This window comes from Acinetobacter sp. YH12058 (genome assembly GCF_013419805.1).
GTDB classification, from domain to species: Bacteria; Pseudomonadota; Gammaproteobacteria; order Pseudomonadales; family Moraxellaceae; genus Acinetobacter; species Acinetobacter towneri.
The window spans coordinates 150418-168695 of the sequence record NZ_VOZL01000002.1; the positions used below are offsets into that span (position 1 = coordinate 150418).

Sequence of the window (18278 nt, forward strand, 5' to 3'; positions counted from 1 at the left end):
GTAAGCGATGAAAACCAAATTAATGTTGTTGGCAGCAGCGGTTGCATTGAGTGGCTGTAATTCAATGGACAATATTCCAGATCCGAGTCCTGAACAGGAAAAGGCGGCACAGCTAGCCTATGAGGATTTGCGTGATGGGAAGTATGACGAGTTTTTGGATCAGTTAGAGCCGCAGTTGCAAACCCAGTTTAAGGACAATGAAAAGCTGATGAAACGCTTTTCACGTTCAATTCCTCAAGGTGAATACAAGTCTAAGACTTTAATGACCAAAGAGATTGAAGAAGCAACCAATCAGCTTGGGCAATATAAGGTCAGCTATGAAATTGCCTATCCGGAAAATCTGGTTCAGTATGATGTTAGTTTTGACAAGCCGAATGGTAGCAACAAGATTCATAATTTCAATATTCAAGTCTTTGGCGAATCGGGTAAATAAGTGGAATAGGAGCATTGCTATAATGCTCTATCTGCTTTGATGACCAGAAATTAAACGTCGATAAGCCAAAAAAAAGCACAAGCTACCGATCATTCCAAGATAGAGCAATTTAGGCAAGATCAGTGTTGTAGGCACACCCATCTGATTGAGTTGAATAAACATCTGCACAATTTGGGTAGAGGGCAGGATTTCGCCAACGACTTGCATCCAGGTGGGCATGGCAGCATGCGGCCAGGCCGCACCAGATAAAAAGAACAGTGGAATAGAAGTGAATACAATGACATGCCCCGCACGTTCCGGCAGATCCAGAAAACTAGCAAATAAGCAGGTCATGCCAATTATCGTGTAGATAAAAACCGCAACAGCCAGCAGCATCCCGAGCAGGTTGCCACCGCGCGGATAATCAAATAGCCAGAAGCTAAAGCCGAATAAATAGAAACATCCCAGACAACCAATGGTGAAGACCGCTAAACACATCCCAATCAATGCATTTGTGTTTAATTCTATTTTTCTTTCCCGATATACCAAAATCAGCATACTCAAACCCAAAAGAATGGTTTGGTGGATAATTAAAGGTGCAACCGCAGGAAAGACATAGCTGCCATAGCCGGACAGCGGATTAAATAAAGGAATTTGATGCACAGAAAGGGCAGGTGAAAAATCCGAGACCTTGCCAAAGCGTTCAGTATAATCTGCCAAAGTTTGCTCAACTGATGTGGCTAAGCCCAGACCAATTTGTTTGGTTACTAAAAAGTTGGCTGTACTTAAATACAGGCCAATGCCACCTGTTTCACCATGCCTTAAGCTTTGCGATAAATTGTCCGGCAGAAGTAAAATACCATCGGCTTTTTGTGATTCCACCCATTGTTTGGCCTCGGAAAAATTGCCGGTAATCGCCTCAATCTCCACATTGGGGCTTTGTGCCACTTGACCAATAATACGGGTGCTTAAGTTACTTTGTTCTTCATCGACAATAATAATCGGTAAGGCTTCAGCCTGCTGTGCCTGATAAGCGGTTGGATAAAAAAAGCTGTAAAACAAGACGGATAGAATAAGCGTGGTAAAGATCGTGCCGTGACTGACAATATCCTTAAAGCTTTGCAGATAGTAAAACCAGAGGGATTTCATTGGACTGCTCCTTTAACTATTTTTTTAAGAAACAGATAAGCCAGCAGAGCGTAAACTAGGGCATAGATCAGCAGCATGAATCCAGCTTGCAGTGAAATATGCAATGGACTACCAATCACCCATTGTTCAGTTTGTAATTTGGCATAGGGCGTAAACGGAATAATATTGGACCAGAGCTGGGTGAATAGGGGCGCATTATTTAAAGGTAAAGTCACACCGGCAAAACTTAAAGATGAACCACCATAGACCGCAATGATGCCAAAAGATTTACTTAAATCTTTGGTTGCCAGAACCACTGCACTGCTTAAAAATGCATAAGCGCTATATAGCAGAAATTGTGCCGATAGAATCAGAGCGAGCGAGCCGGCAACAAACCAGCCGCGAATTTCAATCAGCCAGAACATCCAGATCCAGGTCCATAGACTAAAAATAGCCACATAGATCAGGTTCTTAGACAGCAATGCCATCCAGATGGATGAGTTGCTAATCCAGCTTGTTAAGGTCTGCCGCTTCAGTTCCTGACCGACGGAAAATGCCACACAACAACACAGCAGTAAATGCAGAATTGCCGGAATGACATAGGGTTCCAGATAGAATTCATAATTCAGCTGCGGATTATACAGCGGAGATATTTTAATATGCGGTGACGGTGCTTCGAGAGAAGGCAGCCGGTTGCCCAGATATTGCTGTCCGCTAAATTCAGCGAGTGCTTGTAGGGTACTGACCAGCATGGCAGAGGAAATGGTATTTCCGATGCTGAAATAACTCTGGTTAAAGGCAATACTGATGTCAGCATCCCGGGCACGAACCAGACGTTGCTCGGCACCGCTGGGAATATGGATATAACCCCAAATTTTATTTTGATTTAACAGGCGCTCAATTTCAGCTGTTTGTTCCGACACTGTAGCAATTTTAAGAGTATGATTCAGCGCCACATGCTGATAAATGCTTTGACTCAGCGCACTCTGGTCTTGATCAATAATCGCAATCGGTAAATGATCCGGTTTCCCTTGAGCAAACATGCTGCTGAATAAAATAATCACCAGTGCAGGTGCGAGCGTGACCAGACACAGATCCCATTTTTCGCGGAGCAGATAGCGCAGTTCGCGCCATATACCCGTCCACATTATCGGGTCTCTTTCAGTTTAAATAACACGCTCATTCCAACTTTCAGTTCAGGAATCGCTGGTGTGGGCACAAGATGCAGCTTAAAACTTCGCACATCATAACCGCCGGTTTGGCGTGTGGTCTTAATGGTGGCAAATTCACCTTCAGCACTGATCTGCTTGATTTTAAAAGTGGCGGTTTTATCTAGGGCGGGAATATAACCTTCAATACTGCTCATTTTCTGAAACGGGGCATATTGGTCTTCACGAATATTCAGGCTCACCCACATTTGATCTTCAATCAGGCTGACCACAGGGACTGCGGTGGCTACCAGCTCCGAGACTTTGCCATAGGTTTTAGACACCGTTCCGTTTACAGGTGCTACTAATTGGGTTTCTGCCTCTAATGCATTGGCTTCATCCAGCGCAGCCTGGGCAATATCTACTTGTGCATCGGCAGAACTCTTTTGCTGCGAGGTGCTGCCACGTTTGGCACGTGCGTATTGCTGATACGCTGCTTCTGTCATTTGTGCCGCTGATTGACTGGCTGCATACAATTCATCACGGCGCTGGCGTGAAATCACACCTTCCTTAAATAAATTTGCACCACGCTCATAAGAAACTTTGGCTAAATTTTGCTGTGCTTTCAGCGATTGCCAGTTGGCATACAGGCTGGCGATATTTTCTTCTTGCGAGCCACGTTCAGCAGTCGATTGTAAGGCCAGCGCAGATTGTAAAGCCGCTGCGGCTTGCTGTTTTTTGGCCTGAATTTCCGGGCTGTTTAAGCGCACCAGCACATCGCCTTTTTTGACTCGCTGACCTTCTTCTACATAAATTTCTTCAATACGGCTTGGCACTTTGGTCGCCACCTGAACTGTTTCAGCTTCTACACGACCCTGCAATTCAAGCGGAGCCGGTTGGTAGCTTTTCCATAATCCAAATGCGATGACTGCCAGCAGAACTGGAATCAGGGCCAGCAATAAATATTTTTTCTTTTTAGCGATTTCAGGAGCTTGTCGTTGCTCGGTCGAAGTCGTCGCGTTGTTTTCTATTTCAGTTTTTGTTTCTACCTGTTGCGCAGGCGATTTTTCTGTATCGCTGGATGAAGCCGCTTCATTCACAGGATCATTGGGTTTTTGATCTTCGTTCATGTTCGGCTCCATTAGCGAATATAGTGAGTGTTGGTATGTTGGATGTAGTTCGGAAATTCTGCAATCGAGCCATGGCTTTGTAATAGTGTGGCCAGTGACATCACATATTTGTAAGCATTCAAGGCAGTTTCGGCTCGTAGTCCGCTCAGCATATTTTGTGCATCGATGACCTGTATGGCGGTGCCCATATCTTCTTTAAAGGACAATTCTTGGATGCGTAAATTTTCCTGTGCGGCTTTCAAATTTTGTGCCAGAAGTGCATCACTTTGCTGTGCGCTGAGTGCTTCGCTATAAGATTTATAAATCAGATTTTCAATTTCCTGCTGGGTGCGTGCAGTGAGCAGTTCTGTGGCAGAGCGTTTGAGTTCGGCAGCCTGAATATTTTTGTTTTTATCGATCCCAGAAAACAGGTTATAGCGTGCGGCAACTCCGACAATCCAGTTTTCATTTTGATCCAGACTATATTCGCCAAAAGCAAAAACATTCGGTTTTTTAGCTGCTTGCTGGGCTTTGACATTGGCTTGAGCTAATTGAGTATCCAGCTGCATTTTTTGAATCAGCGCAGAGTTCTGACTAAAGGTTTTCAGCAGATGATTTAAGGCCTGTGGCTCGGTTTTATTGACAAATAAAGGCGTCGAAAGTTCGGTGATGCTACTTTCCTGAAGCAGATTATTCAGCTGGAACAGGGCAGCATTCAAATTGGCCTGTGTATTTTGCTGGCTGCGCTCGGCATTATTGCGTGCCACTTCAAACTGCATGCGGTGCCCTTTACTGATAAAACCTTGCTGTTCCATCTTTAAGGCATTGCGATAATGCTGCTGCATGGCATTCAGATTAAACAGCGCAGCTGCATGCAGTTGCTTTTGGAGCTGTACATTAAAATAACTTTGAATCAGTTCAAAACGCTGCGTGTCTTGCTGCTGTTTGTTGCTGAGCTGACTACGACCGACCTGAATATTGGCGATTTCTTTGGCACTACGGGTGAGGCCTCCAGTATATATTGGCATAATCACGGAAACAGTGGGGCGAATCACCTGATCTTCAAGGATGACATTAGACGTATCCGGAATCAGACCAACTCCGCTATGAATAGTATTGTTAAGTCCATCACGCAGTGGATCGGTAATACCTGCAGGTAGATCCACGCCATTACTGGCCTCCCACTCATTAAGCCGGCCATTCACGCCTTGAGAGAGTGAATTCTCCAGATTATTTTTAAATTGCTTTAATGGAATATCGACTTCACTGTGAAAGGCATAGGCACGAACATTCAGGTCGACACGTGGCAGACCTACGCCTTTTACTGCTTCAGCTTCAAGTTTTGAAGCCTGTTCCAGACTTTGATAGGCTTGGCTGCTATAAGAATTTTGCAACAACTGACGTTCAGCATCCTGAAAGCTGATGCTCTGTGCATGAGCAAAGCTGCCATACATCATAGATGCAAGCAGATTTAAACCCCAGACAAGCTGTCTTTTATTTTTCTTTAAGTTCATAAAGTCGCTAAACTGATTTAAAGCTGGTAATGTTATCCCGCTAGTATAAATCAAAGGTTCGCAGATAGAACTAGTGTAAAGTTATAGTATTGTTTCTTGTACATTTGTCTATAAAAAGCACGCTTATGCGTCCTCTAATCTTCTTTTTTTACCTTTTCTTTTTAAATAGCGTTTTTTAGCTACTTTTTCTCTATATATTCTTTTAAAAGTCTTGGATTTTTTGCGATTAATTCATCCATATTGCTTTTTCCCCCCTCGAAATTCAGGATGTTGCTCTCGCATTTTTTTACATTCACTCTTTTCTCGCCAGATTTTAAAGAATAAATAAAGCTTGCTGAAGCATCTCTACGTAAAACTTCTTCTTTAAATAAAGGGGTGGCAATAGATCTTACGAAAGTTAATTTAAGAGCATCCAATTCACCATTCCAGCAATTAAATTCATTCTTAGACCAAATCGTTTCCGTCTATTTCTATGGCGTTCTGTTAATATCCGAAAATGTTTAAGTTTGCCGTTGATATGTTCAATTGTGATCCTACGCCGACTGATTTCTTGGTTGATCTGTTTTGCTATTTGGGGTAATGATAAATTGTTAGGTTTCTTGATTGGAATGAGTAACTTACTCTTAATCTGATGAAATCCTTTATAGGCTAAATCTGCCATGATATAAGGATAAATAATCATCTCCTTCAAATGCTTACGCGCAATGTTCAGATCGTGTTTTCTGCCATCTTCAATCTGTATACTTACAATTTGCTTTAATTGGGGGTTAAAAATGACCTGTGTTTTTAGCGTATGTTTCTTCTTTTCACCACTATAGAATTTTCTTTGTTTTTTTGGGACGCTCAATCTGTGACTCAGTAACATCAACGATTACATAATCCCCCTCATTAAACTTTTGATTCCTTTTCGGCAATGCGAAAATCCGTGATTGAATCAGAGCATTTTCAACTTTCTGAATCGTACGATTCACATTACTTTCAGCTAGGTTATAGTCGGCGGATAACTCAATTTGAGTTCTATAACAGCGTAAGTAATTTAAAGTTAACAACAATTGATCCTCTAAACACAACGAATGAGGTCTTCCAGATTTTTTCTTGGCAAGTTCAGCATGTTGTAACACTGATACCATTTTTAAGAATAATGGACGAGGAACTCCAACAAGTCGTTTAAATTCTTCATCATTAAATCTTGTTAAATTTTCATATTTCATGAGATGAGTATAAACAATTTTTTACTTTCGCAAGAGGTCTAATATTAGTGAAAAAATAATTAGTTTTATAGTTAATCATAGATTCCAAGATATTTTGAGGTAACAAAATTACAGGTCCAACAACTTTATTAGGCCCCCAAGGAGCGTGAGGAAGTGAAAATTTTGATTTTTTCCATTCGTTATCGATTGCACAAAAGAAATGAATAGCCTCTTTTGTTTCAGTCGTTTCTATACCTAATTTTTCACATTGTTCTAATGTATATTCTGCAAAATGTTTAAAGCAAATATTAGGGTTTGTTGACAATTCGTCTATGTTTGCGGCAACGCATATTTTTTAGCTGCTATAAGGCATGGGACAGGAAATTTAGTCATTTTAAATGACTGGCACATAACGCAATAGCAGCAAAAAATATGCTCGCCCTGAAAGGCTGTGGCTAAAACTTTCTCAGATTGCGTTATGAAACTTAGCAATAATCTCGCTATTCCTTGCGTTTCATGCCTGATCTGCTCAGTTTTAGCCTACAGCGCAAGCCATTTATGAAATGTCAACAGACCCTAGTCGTTATATCTGAAATAGTGTCCGGACCTATACCATCTGCAACTAATATTAATTCTTCAAGATCTTCTAATAAGCCTGTCTGAGCTGCCTGAGAAGACTTTAAGCATGTGAGTATATATTCAACTTTAATATCGTGTGATCCTTTGCCATTTACTCCTTCTTTAGTTGCACCAATGCCAGTATATTTGGGCTCAGGAAAATGGGAGCATAATTTTCTTGCTTTAATTTCATCTTTTTCTTTAAGAGCTTCCATTAAACATTTCATAAAATTTTGCTGAGTAGTCAGAGCAGACTTGGAATGTATGTTCTCACAACGAGTTAAATAATAACTATCAATGTATAAGCGAGTATCTGTTTCCAGATTAGGGTCAAAGAAGTCAACTTCAAGTAAATTTTTATCTACCTTAAAGTGATTGAGGAATGTTGTCATTGTTTATTTCTCCTTTAATATTTATTTAAAATATCATTTAATTAGGAGTAGTGGGTGGTTTTTTGATCAATTTGCGACAGATATTGTCGCACACATTTCAGCCTCTTTTTTTGATTTAGTAAATTTATCCCTCGAATCTACATTGATTTTTTGACTCTATCTTGGCTCATAGATTGAAATAATTTTGTGCAAGACCCTGCCAGATATGGTTAAATGCCATCATTTTATTGTGTTTCACTCTGAAAGGAAAAATCATGCGCGCGTACAACTTCTGTGCTGGTCCTGCAGCATTACCGACTGCCGTACTTGAAAAAGCTCAAGCTGAAATGCTTGACTGGCATGGCAAAGGTCTTTCGATCATGGAAATGAGCCACCGTAGTGCCGACTATGTTGCCATGGCTGAAAAAGCGGAAGCAGACCTGCGCAAACTCATGAATATTCCTGAGAACTACAAAGTATTGTTCTTGCAGGGTGGTGCATCGCTACAATTCTCTGCGATTCCATTGAATTTGTTGGGTAAAAACAACAAGGCAGATTATATCCACACGGGTATTTGGTCTGAAAAAGCCTTAAAAGAAGCGCAGCGCTATGGCGATATTCATGTCGTTGAAGCGGGTATTCAGATTGAAGGTAAGCATGCCATTAGCGAACAAAGCCAATGGAACTTATCTGCCGATGCTGCCTATGTGCATTATGCAGATAACGAAACAATTGGTGGTTTGCAGTTTGCCAATATTCCAGAAACAGACAAACCGTTGGTATGTGATTTCTCATCAAGCATTTTATCTGCACCTTTAGATGTATCTAAATTTGGTCTGATTTATGCAGGTGCGCAAAAAAATATTGGCCCAGCAGGCTTAACCATTGTGATTGTACGTGAAGATTTGCTTGATCAAGCCAAGCCTGAAATTCCAAGCATTTTGAAATATTCAGCACAGGCAAAAAATGATTCCATGGTGAATACACCTGCAACTTATGCATGGTATTTGTCTGGTTTAGTGTTTGAGTGGTTATTGCAAAACGGTGGTGTAGATGCGATTCATCAAGCTAACCTAGAAAAAGCGAAATTATTATACGGTTATATCGATTCAAGCGATTTCTACGCGAATCCAATTTATAGCGCAAACCGTTCAATTATGAACGTTCCGTTTACTTTGGCTGATGCCGCACTGGAAAAACAATTCTTGCAAGAAGCTGAAGAAAACCGTTTGTTGAACTTGGCAGGTCACCGTTCTGTAGGTGGTATGCGCGCAAGTATTTATAATGCAGTGCCATTAGATGGCGTACAAGCTTTGGTTAACTTTATGGATGACTTTGCAAAACGTCACGGTTAATTGATAGTAGTAAAAAGCAAAAACCCAGCTGAATTAGCTGGGTTTTTTTTTATAGAAATAGGTGAAAAGTCATAGAGGCTTGTTGATGAGTGAAACTCAGAACACAAAATAGTGTAAGCCGTAGGCGGAGAGCAGCATGCCTAATGCAAAAAATAGGCAAGACATCGGGTCGAGCTGATAGCGTTGCTCAAGTTGATGTTCTACATGCTGTAAGTTTTCTTCTTGCACGATTTTCATAGATATTATTTTCCGATGATCTATTTATCGTTAAATATTTAAATACGGCTATATTTTTAGCATAAAAAATTGATTAAATAAAGTACTAATTTTATTTTAAATATAATATCTGCCAATAATGAATTAATTCTGTGTTGATTTTTAAAATCCGCACCACTCAAGGCTTTCAGATTATCTACGGTGCTTGGTGCAGATGTTTGGGTTTTAAAATAACTTATCCACATATTCGATTTAAAATATGGCTTATTTTGAATTTATAATAAATTTAAAGCTGTGGATAACTGCGTTTTTTTGAATTTAAAATGCTTAAATAAGCATCAATATATTCATACTATCAATAGCATGCTTTTAACAATCAAAAATTGATTATAAGCCATCAGTGAAATAAGTATTGAAAGTTCCTTCTCCCTGAGGAGAAGGCGAGGATGGGGGGATGATGAATATGAATTTATTATTTAGACAGCTACTTTGAGGTTTATTTTTAATAAACTACTGTTTTATATTGTGAATATTGGCTTGAATCCAAATATTGCCACGAATGTATTGTCCAATTTCAAAGTTTTGGTGCGCAGGATTTTTAGTTGCAAGACGAATTAAAATCGTAGGCTGATTTTCATCATGAATTAGAGTGACATCATAAACAGTATAGGCTTGATTCATGAATTCAAAACTGGTTTTACCAACAACATTGCCCTGAAACCAAGCTTCATCTTCCTGACCGATATTTTCGCCATATAAATATGCGACCATTTTAGAAAAATCCACCGTTACAGGTGCTTTGTCATCTTCGGACTTAGGTTGCCATGCGTCAATTTGTTCTTGCAGATTGGCAGGTGCAACACCATCATTGGCTGCTAAAATATCATTCAGCGCACGATGGTGTTTAATTGACGCAGGATCATCGACCACCAATTGTTCGCCTTCAGCAACAGCTTCAAGTTCATACGCCCATGCGTTTAAATGCACCCAGTAGGTTTGATCTTTTTGGTATTGTTGATGGTTGACGCTGTATAAACTGTCAAAAGCATAGACAATACTGTTGTTGCCTAAATTGAGTCGAAGCACCGCTTGAGTGTTAGATTTGCAGCTAATGATACGTTCAATTTTAGCTTCAACTTTGTAAGGACTTTCAAAGCAAGGGAAAGCCGTTTTTACAGCTTGTGGTTTGTTATTTTCAACCGCAATCACTTGTGTCAATTGAATTGCCTCTTTGCTTGGGCCTTGAATCAGCCATGTGCTTTGATCCATTTCTGCTTCTTGGCGGCATAAACCCATTGGCATAATTGGTGCATCTAGAGCCAGTCCTAACCATTTTGGAACTTCGGTGCAGGGTTCATCCGTGAGTAAATTCCAATGTTCAACATGGCTGCCGAAGTTCTGATCTTCAATGCGGATGATTTCTGGTCTATTTTGATTGTTCATAAGCACTTTGAGATGTTGGGTTCTTTTCTTTACTCTTAGATCGAGGGTTATTTCGATTTTTCAAGTCTTTGGCTGAAATTTCATGTAATGCCACTGCATTTGTACAGATTGTGGACAGCGATGCAGCAGAAACAAAATCACATCCATCTACACTTTAGCATGCAATTCTGAGCATTTTAAACATACTGCAATGTAATGAGTTTGATACACTAGTCGCATATTATTATCAGGGTTGCACAGTGCTGCCATTTAAACTTTGGGTTGATGCAGATGCATTACCTAAAATTCTAAGAGAAGTCATTTTACGTGCTTCAGATCGTTACCAACTTGAAGTCACTTTTGTTGCCAATCAATCGGTCGGGATTACGCCTTCGGTACGGATTAACTCTATTCAAGTGATGCATGGTGCCGATGCCGCCGATCAGGAAATTGTAGATCGCATGAAGGAACACGACATTGTGATCACGCAGGATATTCCACTAGCGGCACAAGTGATTGAAAAGGGCGGAATAGCGATTCATCCACGTGGTGAAATTTATACTGTTGCCAATGTGAAAGCGCGTCTGCATTTGCGTGATTTTATGGATACTTTGCGTGGTGCAGGCGTACAAACAGGTGGGCCAGCACCTATTTCAGAACGTGATAAACGTGAGTTTTCAAGTAGTCTAGATCAAACTATCCAAAAGCAAAAACGTAAAACTGCTTAATACGAGTCACGCATGCCTTCTAAAACCAATATTATGATGACCTATGCCTTATTGGTTTTCATTTGGGCAACAACGCCTTTGGCAATTGTCTGGAGTGTGTCAGATTTACACATGCTTTGGGCTTTGGTGCTACGTTTTTTCATTGCTTTGCCCTTAGCTATTATTTTATTGCTGCTGTTAAAAGTGAAATTTCCACATCATCTACAAGCGTGGCATAGTTATTTGGCAGGTTCGTTTAGTCTGATCGGTTCACAAATTTTCACCTACATTGCCACCGCTTATTTAAGCTCAGGCATTATCGCCCTGATGTTTGGTCTGACCCCCATCATAGCAGGTTTGATTGGTCGTTTTGTGTTTCAGTTGCATTTGGCACGTATTCAATGGATCGGAATGACAGTGTCCATTTTAGGGCTTGGCATCATCTGCTTTGGCGGCGAAACACAGCATGTGCATCCTCTGGGTATTGTTTTAATGCTGTTTAGTGTATTGACCTACACCATGTCTATTTTCTGGGTGAAAAAAGTTAATGCGCAAGTTGAACCTGTAGCACAGGCAACTGGCTCGATTTTGGTATCAACCATTGCGGCTTTATGTATTGTGCCGTTTATTTGGCAATATGTACCGACTAGTTTGCCGAGTCTTAAATCTATCGCAGCTTTACTTTATACCGTGATCATGGCTTCTTTGATTGCAATGTTCTGTTATTTTAAATTGGTGCAGAATATTCAGGCGACCACCTTATCTTTAACCACCGTCATGACGCCAATGATTGCTTTGTTGATTGGTGCTTTACTCAATCAAGAAGCTTTATCGGTCATGGTATTTTTGGGCGCTTTGGTTTTATTGTCAGGCTTAGTGCTGTATTTTTATCGTGATCTTAAAGCAAGTCGGGCATTGGCTCAGAAAATCAAAACACCATCCTAACGATATGCAAAGATGGCGTTATCCACGTGATTTTATATACGCGAACATGCAGAAATGATTTATTTTATTTCTTAGATTATGCTTGTTTTAAAGCAACGGCTTCTGCAAGTTTGACGCGATCTTGAGGGTGTAAAGTAATAAAATACGCCCCAGTACGATATTGTCCATTTTCTTCTTCACGGCTGTAAACCACTTGCGCGGTTGCGGCTATATGGAAAAAGTTTTCAGGATGGCTGAGCGTGACATGAATATAACTGCCTGTGTTTAATTCACGTTCACTATAAAAACTGAAACCACTTTCTGAAAAATTGACCTGTTCAGGGATAGGTAACATGCTTTGTACAATTGCATCGTATAAAGACCCTGTAATAAGGTTTAATTTTTGGTTGAATAAGGATAAGATTCGAGCAATTTGTTGATCTTTTTCAGTTAATTGTTCTAATTCGTAGTTTAATGCATGATCAAATTGATCTAATTCTGCGAGTAGTAGAAAATAACGCGGTAAAACAAAATTAGCATCGTAAGGGTCGTTCAGCGCAACATCGTCAGAAATGATCTGGTAATTGATTCTCAGGGCAGCATCAATTCGTGACATGACACGACGTTCAGACGCGACGCTTTGATGCTGTAAATTTTCCATAATGTATTACCTCGGACTTGATGGTATGTTTAAACCAATCTCGCTATATATAGGGTTGAGATATACGCGCGCTCGGCGCAGTAACCACTTTATTTCTTTTATTGCCTTAGTTTCGATGATCGGTCTAACTTTGGGTGTTGCCGTCCTCATTACCGTACTTTCGGTGATGAATGGTTTTGATCGTGAATTAAAAAATCGTGTCTTGGGCATGATACCTCAAGCCACTGTTTCATCAACACAAATTTTAACAAATTGGCCAGAACTTGCAACGAAAGTTGAGCAACATAAGCATGTTGTTGGTGCTGCACCATTTACGCAATTGCAAGGCATGTTGACTGCACAAGGGCAAGTGTCGGGCATTATGGTCACGGGAATTGAACCCGAATACGAAAAGAAAGTATCCATCATTCAAAACCACATGGTTGCAGGCAGTATCGATAATCTGAAAAAGGGTGAGTTCGGTATTGTTTTGGGCAAACAAATGACTGATGCCTTGGGTTTGGGTTTAAACGACAGCATCACCTTGGTTTTACCTGAAGCAACGCCATCCCCTGCAGGGGTTGTACCGCGTTTTAAACGCTTCAAAGTGGTTGGTATTTTTAGTATTGGTGCAGAAGTCGATTCGATGATGGGATATATCGCCCTGAATGATGCTTCGACTTTGCTGCGTTTACCCGATGGTGCGCAAGGTGTACGTTTAAAACTGGATGATATTTTTGCTGCACCACAAGTATCTCGAGATATTGTGCAAGAGCTACCTGCCAATTTTTATGCTTCGGACTGGACTTATACGCACGGCAACTTGTTTAGCGCCATTCAAATGGAAAAGGCAATGGTGAGCCTATTGTTATTCCTAATTGTTTTGGTGGCTGCATTTAATATCGTGTCGTCTTTGGTGATGGTCGTGACCGATAAAAAATCGGATATTGCGATTTTAAGAACTTTGGGTGCATCACCAAGCACGATTACCAAAATTTTTATGGTGCAAGGTACGGTCATTGGGGTTATTGGCACGGTTTCAGGTGCAATCTTGGGGATTATTTTCGCGTCCAGTATCAGTGGCTTTATTGCATGGTTGAATAATGTATTAGGGCTAAACTTATTTGATGCCTACTTTATCAACTACTTACCTTCATATTTAAGATGGCAAGATGTGGTGGTGATTGTGAGCTTGTCATTAATTTTAAGTTTCTTGGCGACGATTTACCCTGCATTACGTGCCGCGAAAATTCAACCAGCAGAGGCATTGCGTTATGAGTAAGATTGTTCTGGAAGCCAAACAAGTTTCTAAACACTTTACCGATGGCAAAACCACTGTTGAAGTGATTCGTGGTCTAGATTTACAAGTTCAGCAGGGGCAATTTATGTCTATTGTTGGGGCGAGTGGTTCGGGTAAAAGTACCTTATTGCATGTTTTAGGTGGCTTAGACCGACCAAGTACAGGCGAAGTATTTTTAAATGGTCAGCGTTTTGACAATTTAGGCGAAGCTGAGCGCGGTTATTTGCGTAATCAATACCTCGGTTTTGTTTATCAATTTCATCACTTGCTGCCTGAGTTTAGTGCGCTTGAAAATGTGGCGATGCCGTTAATGTTACGCGCAGGCACGAACTATAAAGAGGTGAAGGCACAGGCAGAGTATCTGCTTGAGCGTGTCGGTTTGTCGCATCGTTTAACCCACAAACCGGGTGAGCTTTCTGGAGGGGAGCGTCAGCGTGTTGCGTTGGCACGTGCATTAGTAACAAAACCCGCACTCATGCTTGCCGATGAACCCACTGGAAATTTAGACCGCAAAACTGCAGTTAAAATTTTTGAATTGCTGCGTGAATTACGCAGAGAGTTTAATATGGCGATGTTGATTGTGACTCATGATGAAGAGTTGGCAAAATCTGCCGATACCATTTTGCACATGCAAGATGGTGTTTGGGTAGATGCTTAAGGGGCATAGTTCGTAAAGCCACTCAAAAGCGATTGCGTTTAAAACAGTAATTGCTGGAATAAGATTGTTTTGTTGAAGCCCACTTCGGTGGGCTTTATGATGCATGCCAATAAAAATAATAAGTTTAATATTCATGCTGCAATTGATTGGTCTGGCTTGGGTGATTGGGATCGCCTGTGTCGGAATACGTTCTTCTTCTTTTCCAATACATTCATTGACTTCCATGCCTAGTGCAATGGTTTTACTGATTTTATGCAGTATCGTTGTGCAATACTTGTTGCAAGCTCGCTTATCTTCAATCTATTGGAAATGTTTGAATGTAGGAGTGGCAGGTGTTTTGAGTCTTGTTTTCGGTTTGATCTATGCGGATACGCAGATGCAGCAGCGTTTGCAATGGCGTGAACTACAACCTGAATTTGCTGAAGTCGTGGTTTATGTCAGACAGTTAAATCAGCTAAATGACAACAGCATTTCACAAAGGGTTGAGGTGTTAAACCGACATCCTCAAACAGTGACATGGTTAGCAACTTTAGCACAAACTCAGGTAGATCAAGAGCAAAATTTAGAACTTGGACACTATTACAAATTAAGTGGAAAAATTCGCCCTGCGCATAGTTATGCCACAGCAGGTGCATTTGATGTAGAGCGGTGGTATTTACAGCAAAATATTATGAGTGGTTTTCGGGTTGAGCAGATTCAGCCTATCTCGGCTGAACAAATTTATGCCATGGGGTTTACACAACATTGGCGTGCCCAACAGACGCTATGGGCAAAATTTCGATTATGGATTGAACAGCAGCGTTATCAAATTCGACTGTTTATTCAGCAGCAACCTTTGCATCATCAAGGTTTAATTCTTGCATTACTCACAGGAGATAAAAGCCTATTAGATGCAGAAACTGAAGCACAGTTTCAGCGTTTTGGAATTAGCCACTTATTGGCTATTTCAGGGCCACATGTGCTGATTTTTGCAGGCATGCTATGTTGGGCATTACGTCAGCTGATTAGGTATTACCGTCCGCATTGGTATTTGTGGATGCCTAAACAATACTTGCTCATGTTGCCATTTTTAAGTTGTGTATTGCTGTACACCGCCTTTGTCGGTTTTGAAATTCCTGCATTAAGAACCTTGCTGATGTGCAGTCTAGTGACAGTAATGTTAGTGCTGAAGCAGAAGCTTCAAGGCTTTGCCTTGCTGATTTATAGTGCTGCCTTATTATTATGGTTTGATCCTTTAAGTGTACTGTCTGCTGCTTTTTGGCTGTCTTACGGGGCCTGTTTTATTCTACTGCGTATTTATCAGAGCTTGAGTGCGCAACCACGTATAGAGCTGAATCGTTGGCAGCAACTGAAACATGCCAGCAAAATTCTAATCGAGTCGCAATGGAAAATTTTTATTGCCTTATTTCCTTTGGTGATTGTGTTTTTTAAACAAGTGGCGTGGATTGCACCGCTTATTAATATCATCGCAATTCCATTGATTGGTATGCTGATCGTGCCTTTAGATGTTTTGGCAGGAATTTGCTTTTTTATTTTTGAACCCTTGGCGTCAATACTGTTTCAATTGAATGATCTAGCTATGGCTTTGTTGCGCTTGATTTTTCGGGGGATGGAAACCGTTTTTGTACCACGGTTACATACTTTGTCGATGTCTGCAGCGGTGTATGTCTGTCTATGTTTAGGCTTATTTCTGCTATTTTTACCACAATCGGTATTGCCTAAAACTTGGGCAATCTTATGTTTTGTTCCACTGATTATAGTCGATAGCCAACGACAACCATTTGAATTAACAGTACTCGATGTGGGGCAGGGACAAGCTTTATTTTTACGTTCAGGTCATTACAACATGATGATTGATGTGGGCGGTTCTTATGATGAAAGTAAGTTTAGTATTGGACAGCAAATTTTACGTCCATTTTTAGCGGTGCATGGTATTAAACAACTGGACTTGGTGGTTTTAAGTCATTTAGACCAAGACCATAGTGGTGCATTTCCTCATTTGCAAAATGAAGTCAATATTCAGCATGTCTTTGCCAATCAGACCGTAGATGTGGCAGTAAATAGCAAGTTTAATTTGTGTCAGCAAGGGCAACAGTGGTCTTTACCACATCAGGTACAGATACAAGTTTTATCTCCTAAACCGAGTCAATTACCCTATGCCGCACAGCAACAAAATGAGTTGTCATGTGTGTTGTATATTTCAGTGCCATCCGCACAGCCATATCAGCATTTTTTAGTGATGGGCGATGCAGGTTGGGCAACTGAATATCAATTGTTGCAGGAATATCCTGATTTAAAAGTAGATGTGTTAATTTTGGGTCATCATGGGAGTAAGCACAGTTCTGCCTATGATTTTTTAGCACATTTTAAACCCAAATTGGCCGTGGCATCTGCAGGTTTTGATAATCGTTATGGACATCCTAGTTCTTTAGTTCAGCAACGCTTGGCTGCGCTCAATATTCCGTTCATGAACACCATACAACAGGGCAGCGTACGTTTTTCTGTAGATGCACAACAGCGTATGCTTATACAGCCGTATCGGCAGCAGAAATTGTGGTTGCAGCGTTAGTTTGGTTCTGTGTCTGGGCACGTACAGCCTGCACATCTGCCAAGGCTTCTTGCACAGGTTTATGATAGACCCCGCGTAAATCTGGATGGGCTTTATAGCGTTTATAACTCCAGTGATAATGTGTAGGATAACGACGGATCAAATCTTCAATTGCACGGTGAATAATAGCTGTCCCTGCATTGGCATCACACTGATAAATGTGCTCATCTATCGCTTCGATATACATATCAAAGCCTTGATCTGCATTTCTTAACGCATATAAGAACAAAGCTTTTGCTTTAGTTTTCTGAATCAATTTGGCGCTTAAATTACTCGATTCCAACGGAATACCAAAAAAAGGAATCATCTCACCACCTATATTTGGGGTATGGTCTGGCAAAATGACAGTGGTTCCGCCTTGTTTGAGTGCTTTAAAAATTTGACGTACCCCAGATTCATCTGTTGGGACTAAATGTGCCTGTTCACGGCTACGTGCTTGGCGCACAAAATCATCTGCCGCAGGGTTTTTGACAGGTTTATACATGATGGTCATTTGCGTATATTGAGCGATCCACGCATTCATAATTTCCCAAGTGCCAAAATGCGGCACAATTAAGACCAAACCCTTTTGTGCAGCCAGTGCATCTTGTAATAGTTCTAAACCATGTACCTGATGGATTCTTTGAATATTTTTTTGATTGCTTGATCCCCAAATATGAAAAAACTCAAAATAAGAGGTCAGTTCGTTACGAATTGCTTGCTGGATAATCTGTTCGCGTTGTTGTGAGTTCAGCTCAGGAAGCGCAATTTGTAGATTGAGTTGAATGGTTTGAGAGGTTTTACTCAAACGCAGTGTATTGACCAAAAAAGCCAAAGATTTTGCAAAAAAACGCGCAACTGTTAAAGGTTGTCGACTGACAAAATCAAGCAGGCGCGATAAAGCCGTTGTCGGTGCAGGTTCGGTCATAACGACAGCATCAATTGATAGAAAGGATAAAGATGTAAAATATTATAGGAG

At 40.7% G+C, this 18278-nt stretch carries 19 protein-coding genes; 7 read left to right on the forward strand and 12 right to left on the reverse strand.

Translation table 11 applies throughout. The annotated features are described in order from the left end of the window. Positions 1-7 precede the first annotated feature (7 nt). Entirely contained in the window at positions 8-433 is a 426-nt protein-coding gene (locus FTU09_RS02125) for a DUF3887 domain-containing protein (RefSeq protein WP_180079464.1), read from the forward strand. A gap of 27 nt (positions 434-460) precedes the next feature. Here FTU09_RS02125 and FTU09_RS02130 read toward each other — a convergent pair whose 3' ends face one another. From FTU09_RS02130 to FTU09_RS02165, 8 genes are all read right to left on the reverse strand, one after another. Next, the gene (locus tag FTU09_RS02130; protein ID WP_096901141.1) at positions 461-1561 is read right to left on the reverse strand and encodes an ABC transporter permease; all 1101 of its coding nucleotides are present in this window, start codon (positions 1559-1561) and stop codon (positions 461-463) included. Further along, positions 1558-2688 (reverse strand): ABC transporter permease, encoded by a 1131-nt coding sequence (locus FTU09_RS02135; RefSeq protein ID WP_179991117.1) that lies wholly within the window; start codon positions 2686-2688, stop codon positions 1558-1560. The genes FTU09_RS02130 and FTU09_RS02135 overlap by 4 nt, the downstream gene beginning before the upstream one ends. Then, positions 2688-3818, reverse strand: coding sequence for an HlyD family secretion protein (locus FTU09_RS02140; protein WP_180079465.1), 1131 nt, complete (start codon positions 3816-3818; stop codon positions 2688-2690). The genes FTU09_RS02135 and FTU09_RS02140 overlap by 1 nt, the downstream gene beginning before the upstream one ends. Positions 3819-3829: 11 nt before the next feature. Further along, positions 3830-5311 (reverse strand): TolC family protein, encoded by a 1482-nt coding sequence (locus FTU09_RS02145; protein ID WP_180061928.1) that lies wholly within the window; start codon positions 5309-5311, stop codon positions 3830-3832. A 179-nt stretch (positions 5312-5490) separates the two neighbouring features. Continuing rightward, positions 5491-5727: a hypothetical protein gene (locus FTU09_RS02150; protein ID WP_180079466.1), complete on the reverse strand. Its 237-nt coding sequence runs from the start codon at positions 5725-5727 to the stop codon at positions 5491-5493. Continuing rightward, positions 5709-6522 (reverse strand): IS5 family transposase gene (locus tag FTU09_RS02155; protein ID WP_180079467.1). Its coding sequence is split into 2 segments (ribosomal slippage): positions 5709-6134 and positions 6136-6522, totalling 813 coding nucleotides; the frame shifts between segments, so codons are not numbered across the junction. Before FTU09_RS02155 ends, FTU09_RS02150 begins: the two co-directional genes overlap by 19 nt. Continuing rightward, positions 6512-6826, reverse strand: coding sequence for a hypothetical protein (locus FTU09_RS02160; RefSeq protein ID WP_167845881.1), 315 nt, complete (start codon positions 6824-6826; stop codon positions 6512-6514). The genes FTU09_RS02155 and FTU09_RS02160 overlap by 11 nt, the downstream gene beginning before the upstream one ends. 241 nt (positions 6827-7067) lie before the next feature. Then, positions 7068-7511, reverse strand: coding sequence for a hypothetical protein (locus FTU09_RS02165; RefSeq protein WP_004971845.1), 444 nt, complete (start codon positions 7509-7511; stop codon positions 7068-7070). 254 nt (positions 7512-7765) lie between these two features. On the opposite strand from FTU09_RS02165, the gene serC reads away from it, so the two are divergent. Next, positions 7766-8845: a 3-phosphoserine/phosphohydroxythreonine transaminase gene (gene serC / locus FTU09_RS02170; protein WP_004971842.1), complete on the forward strand. Its 1080-nt coding sequence runs from the start codon at positions 7766-7768 to the stop codon at positions 8843-8845. 96 nt (positions 8846-8941) lie between these two features. Here the strand turns inward: serC and FTU09_RS02175 are convergent, their stop codons facing one another. Next, positions 8942-9082, reverse strand: a complete 141-nt coding sequence (locus FTU09_RS02175) for a hypothetical protein (RefSeq protein ID WP_004971840.1) — start codon at positions 9080-9082, stop codon at positions 8942-8944. A 489-nt stretch (positions 9083-9571) separates the two neighbouring features. Continuing rightward, positions 9572-10504 (reverse strand): hypothetical protein, encoded by a 933-nt coding sequence (locus FTU09_RS02180; protein ID WP_180079468.1) that lies wholly within the window; start codon positions 10502-10504, stop codon positions 9572-9574. Positions 10505-10743: 239 nt separating this feature from the next. Here FTU09_RS02180 and FTU09_RS02185 point away from each other — a divergent pair, with 239 nt between their 5' ends. Both FTU09_RS02185 and FTU09_RS02190 read left to right on the forward strand, forming a co-directional pair. Further along, positions 10744-11211, forward strand: a complete 468-nt coding sequence (locus FTU09_RS02185; RefSeq protein WP_004971836.1) for a YaiI/YqxD family protein — start codon at positions 10744-10746, stop codon at positions 11209-11211. A gap of 12 nt (positions 11212-11223) precedes the next feature. Next, entirely contained in the window at positions 11224-12135 is a 912-nt protein-coding gene (locus FTU09_RS02190; protein ID WP_179989282.1) for a DMT family transporter, read from the forward strand. Between the two features lie 76 nt (positions 12136-12211). Here FTU09_RS02190 and FTU09_RS02195 read toward each other — a convergent pair whose 3' ends face one another. Continuing rightward, positions 12212-12775: a PilZ domain-containing protein gene (locus FTU09_RS02195; protein WP_004971830.1), complete on the reverse strand. Its 564-nt coding sequence runs from the start codon at positions 12773-12775 to the stop codon at positions 12212-12214. A gap of 25 nt (positions 12776-12800) precedes the next feature. Here FTU09_RS02195 and FTU09_RS02200 point away from each other — a divergent pair, with 25 nt between their 5' ends. From FTU09_RS02200 to FTU09_RS02210, 3 genes are all read left to right on the forward strand, one after another. Further along, entirely contained in the window at positions 12801-14036 is a 1236-nt protein-coding gene (locus tag FTU09_RS02200) for a lipoprotein-releasing ABC transporter permease subunit (protein ID WP_104853304.1), read from the forward strand. Further along, a complete protein-coding gene (gene lolD, locus FTU09_RS02205; protein ID WP_179991114.1) occupies positions 14029-14712 on the forward strand; it encodes a lipoprotein-releasing ABC transporter ATP-binding protein LolD in 684 nt (227 codons plus the stop codon). Before FTU09_RS02200 ends, lolD begins: the two co-directional genes overlap by 8 nt. 133 nt (positions 14713-14845) lie before the next feature. Continuing rightward, positions 14846-17281, forward strand: coding sequence for a DNA internalization-related competence protein ComEC/Rec2 (locus tag FTU09_RS02210; protein ID WP_104853215.1), 2436 nt, complete (start codon positions 14846-14848; stop codon positions 17279-17281). On the opposite strand, the gene FTU09_RS02215 is transcribed toward FTU09_RS02210, so the two are convergent. After that, entirely contained in the window at positions 17238-18227 is a 990-nt protein-coding gene (locus FTU09_RS02215; RefSeq protein ID WP_178865707.1) for a lysophospholipid acyltransferase family protein, read from the reverse strand. The genes FTU09_RS02210 and FTU09_RS02215 overlap by 44 nt on opposite strands. Positions 18228-18278 lie beyond the last annotated feature (51 nt).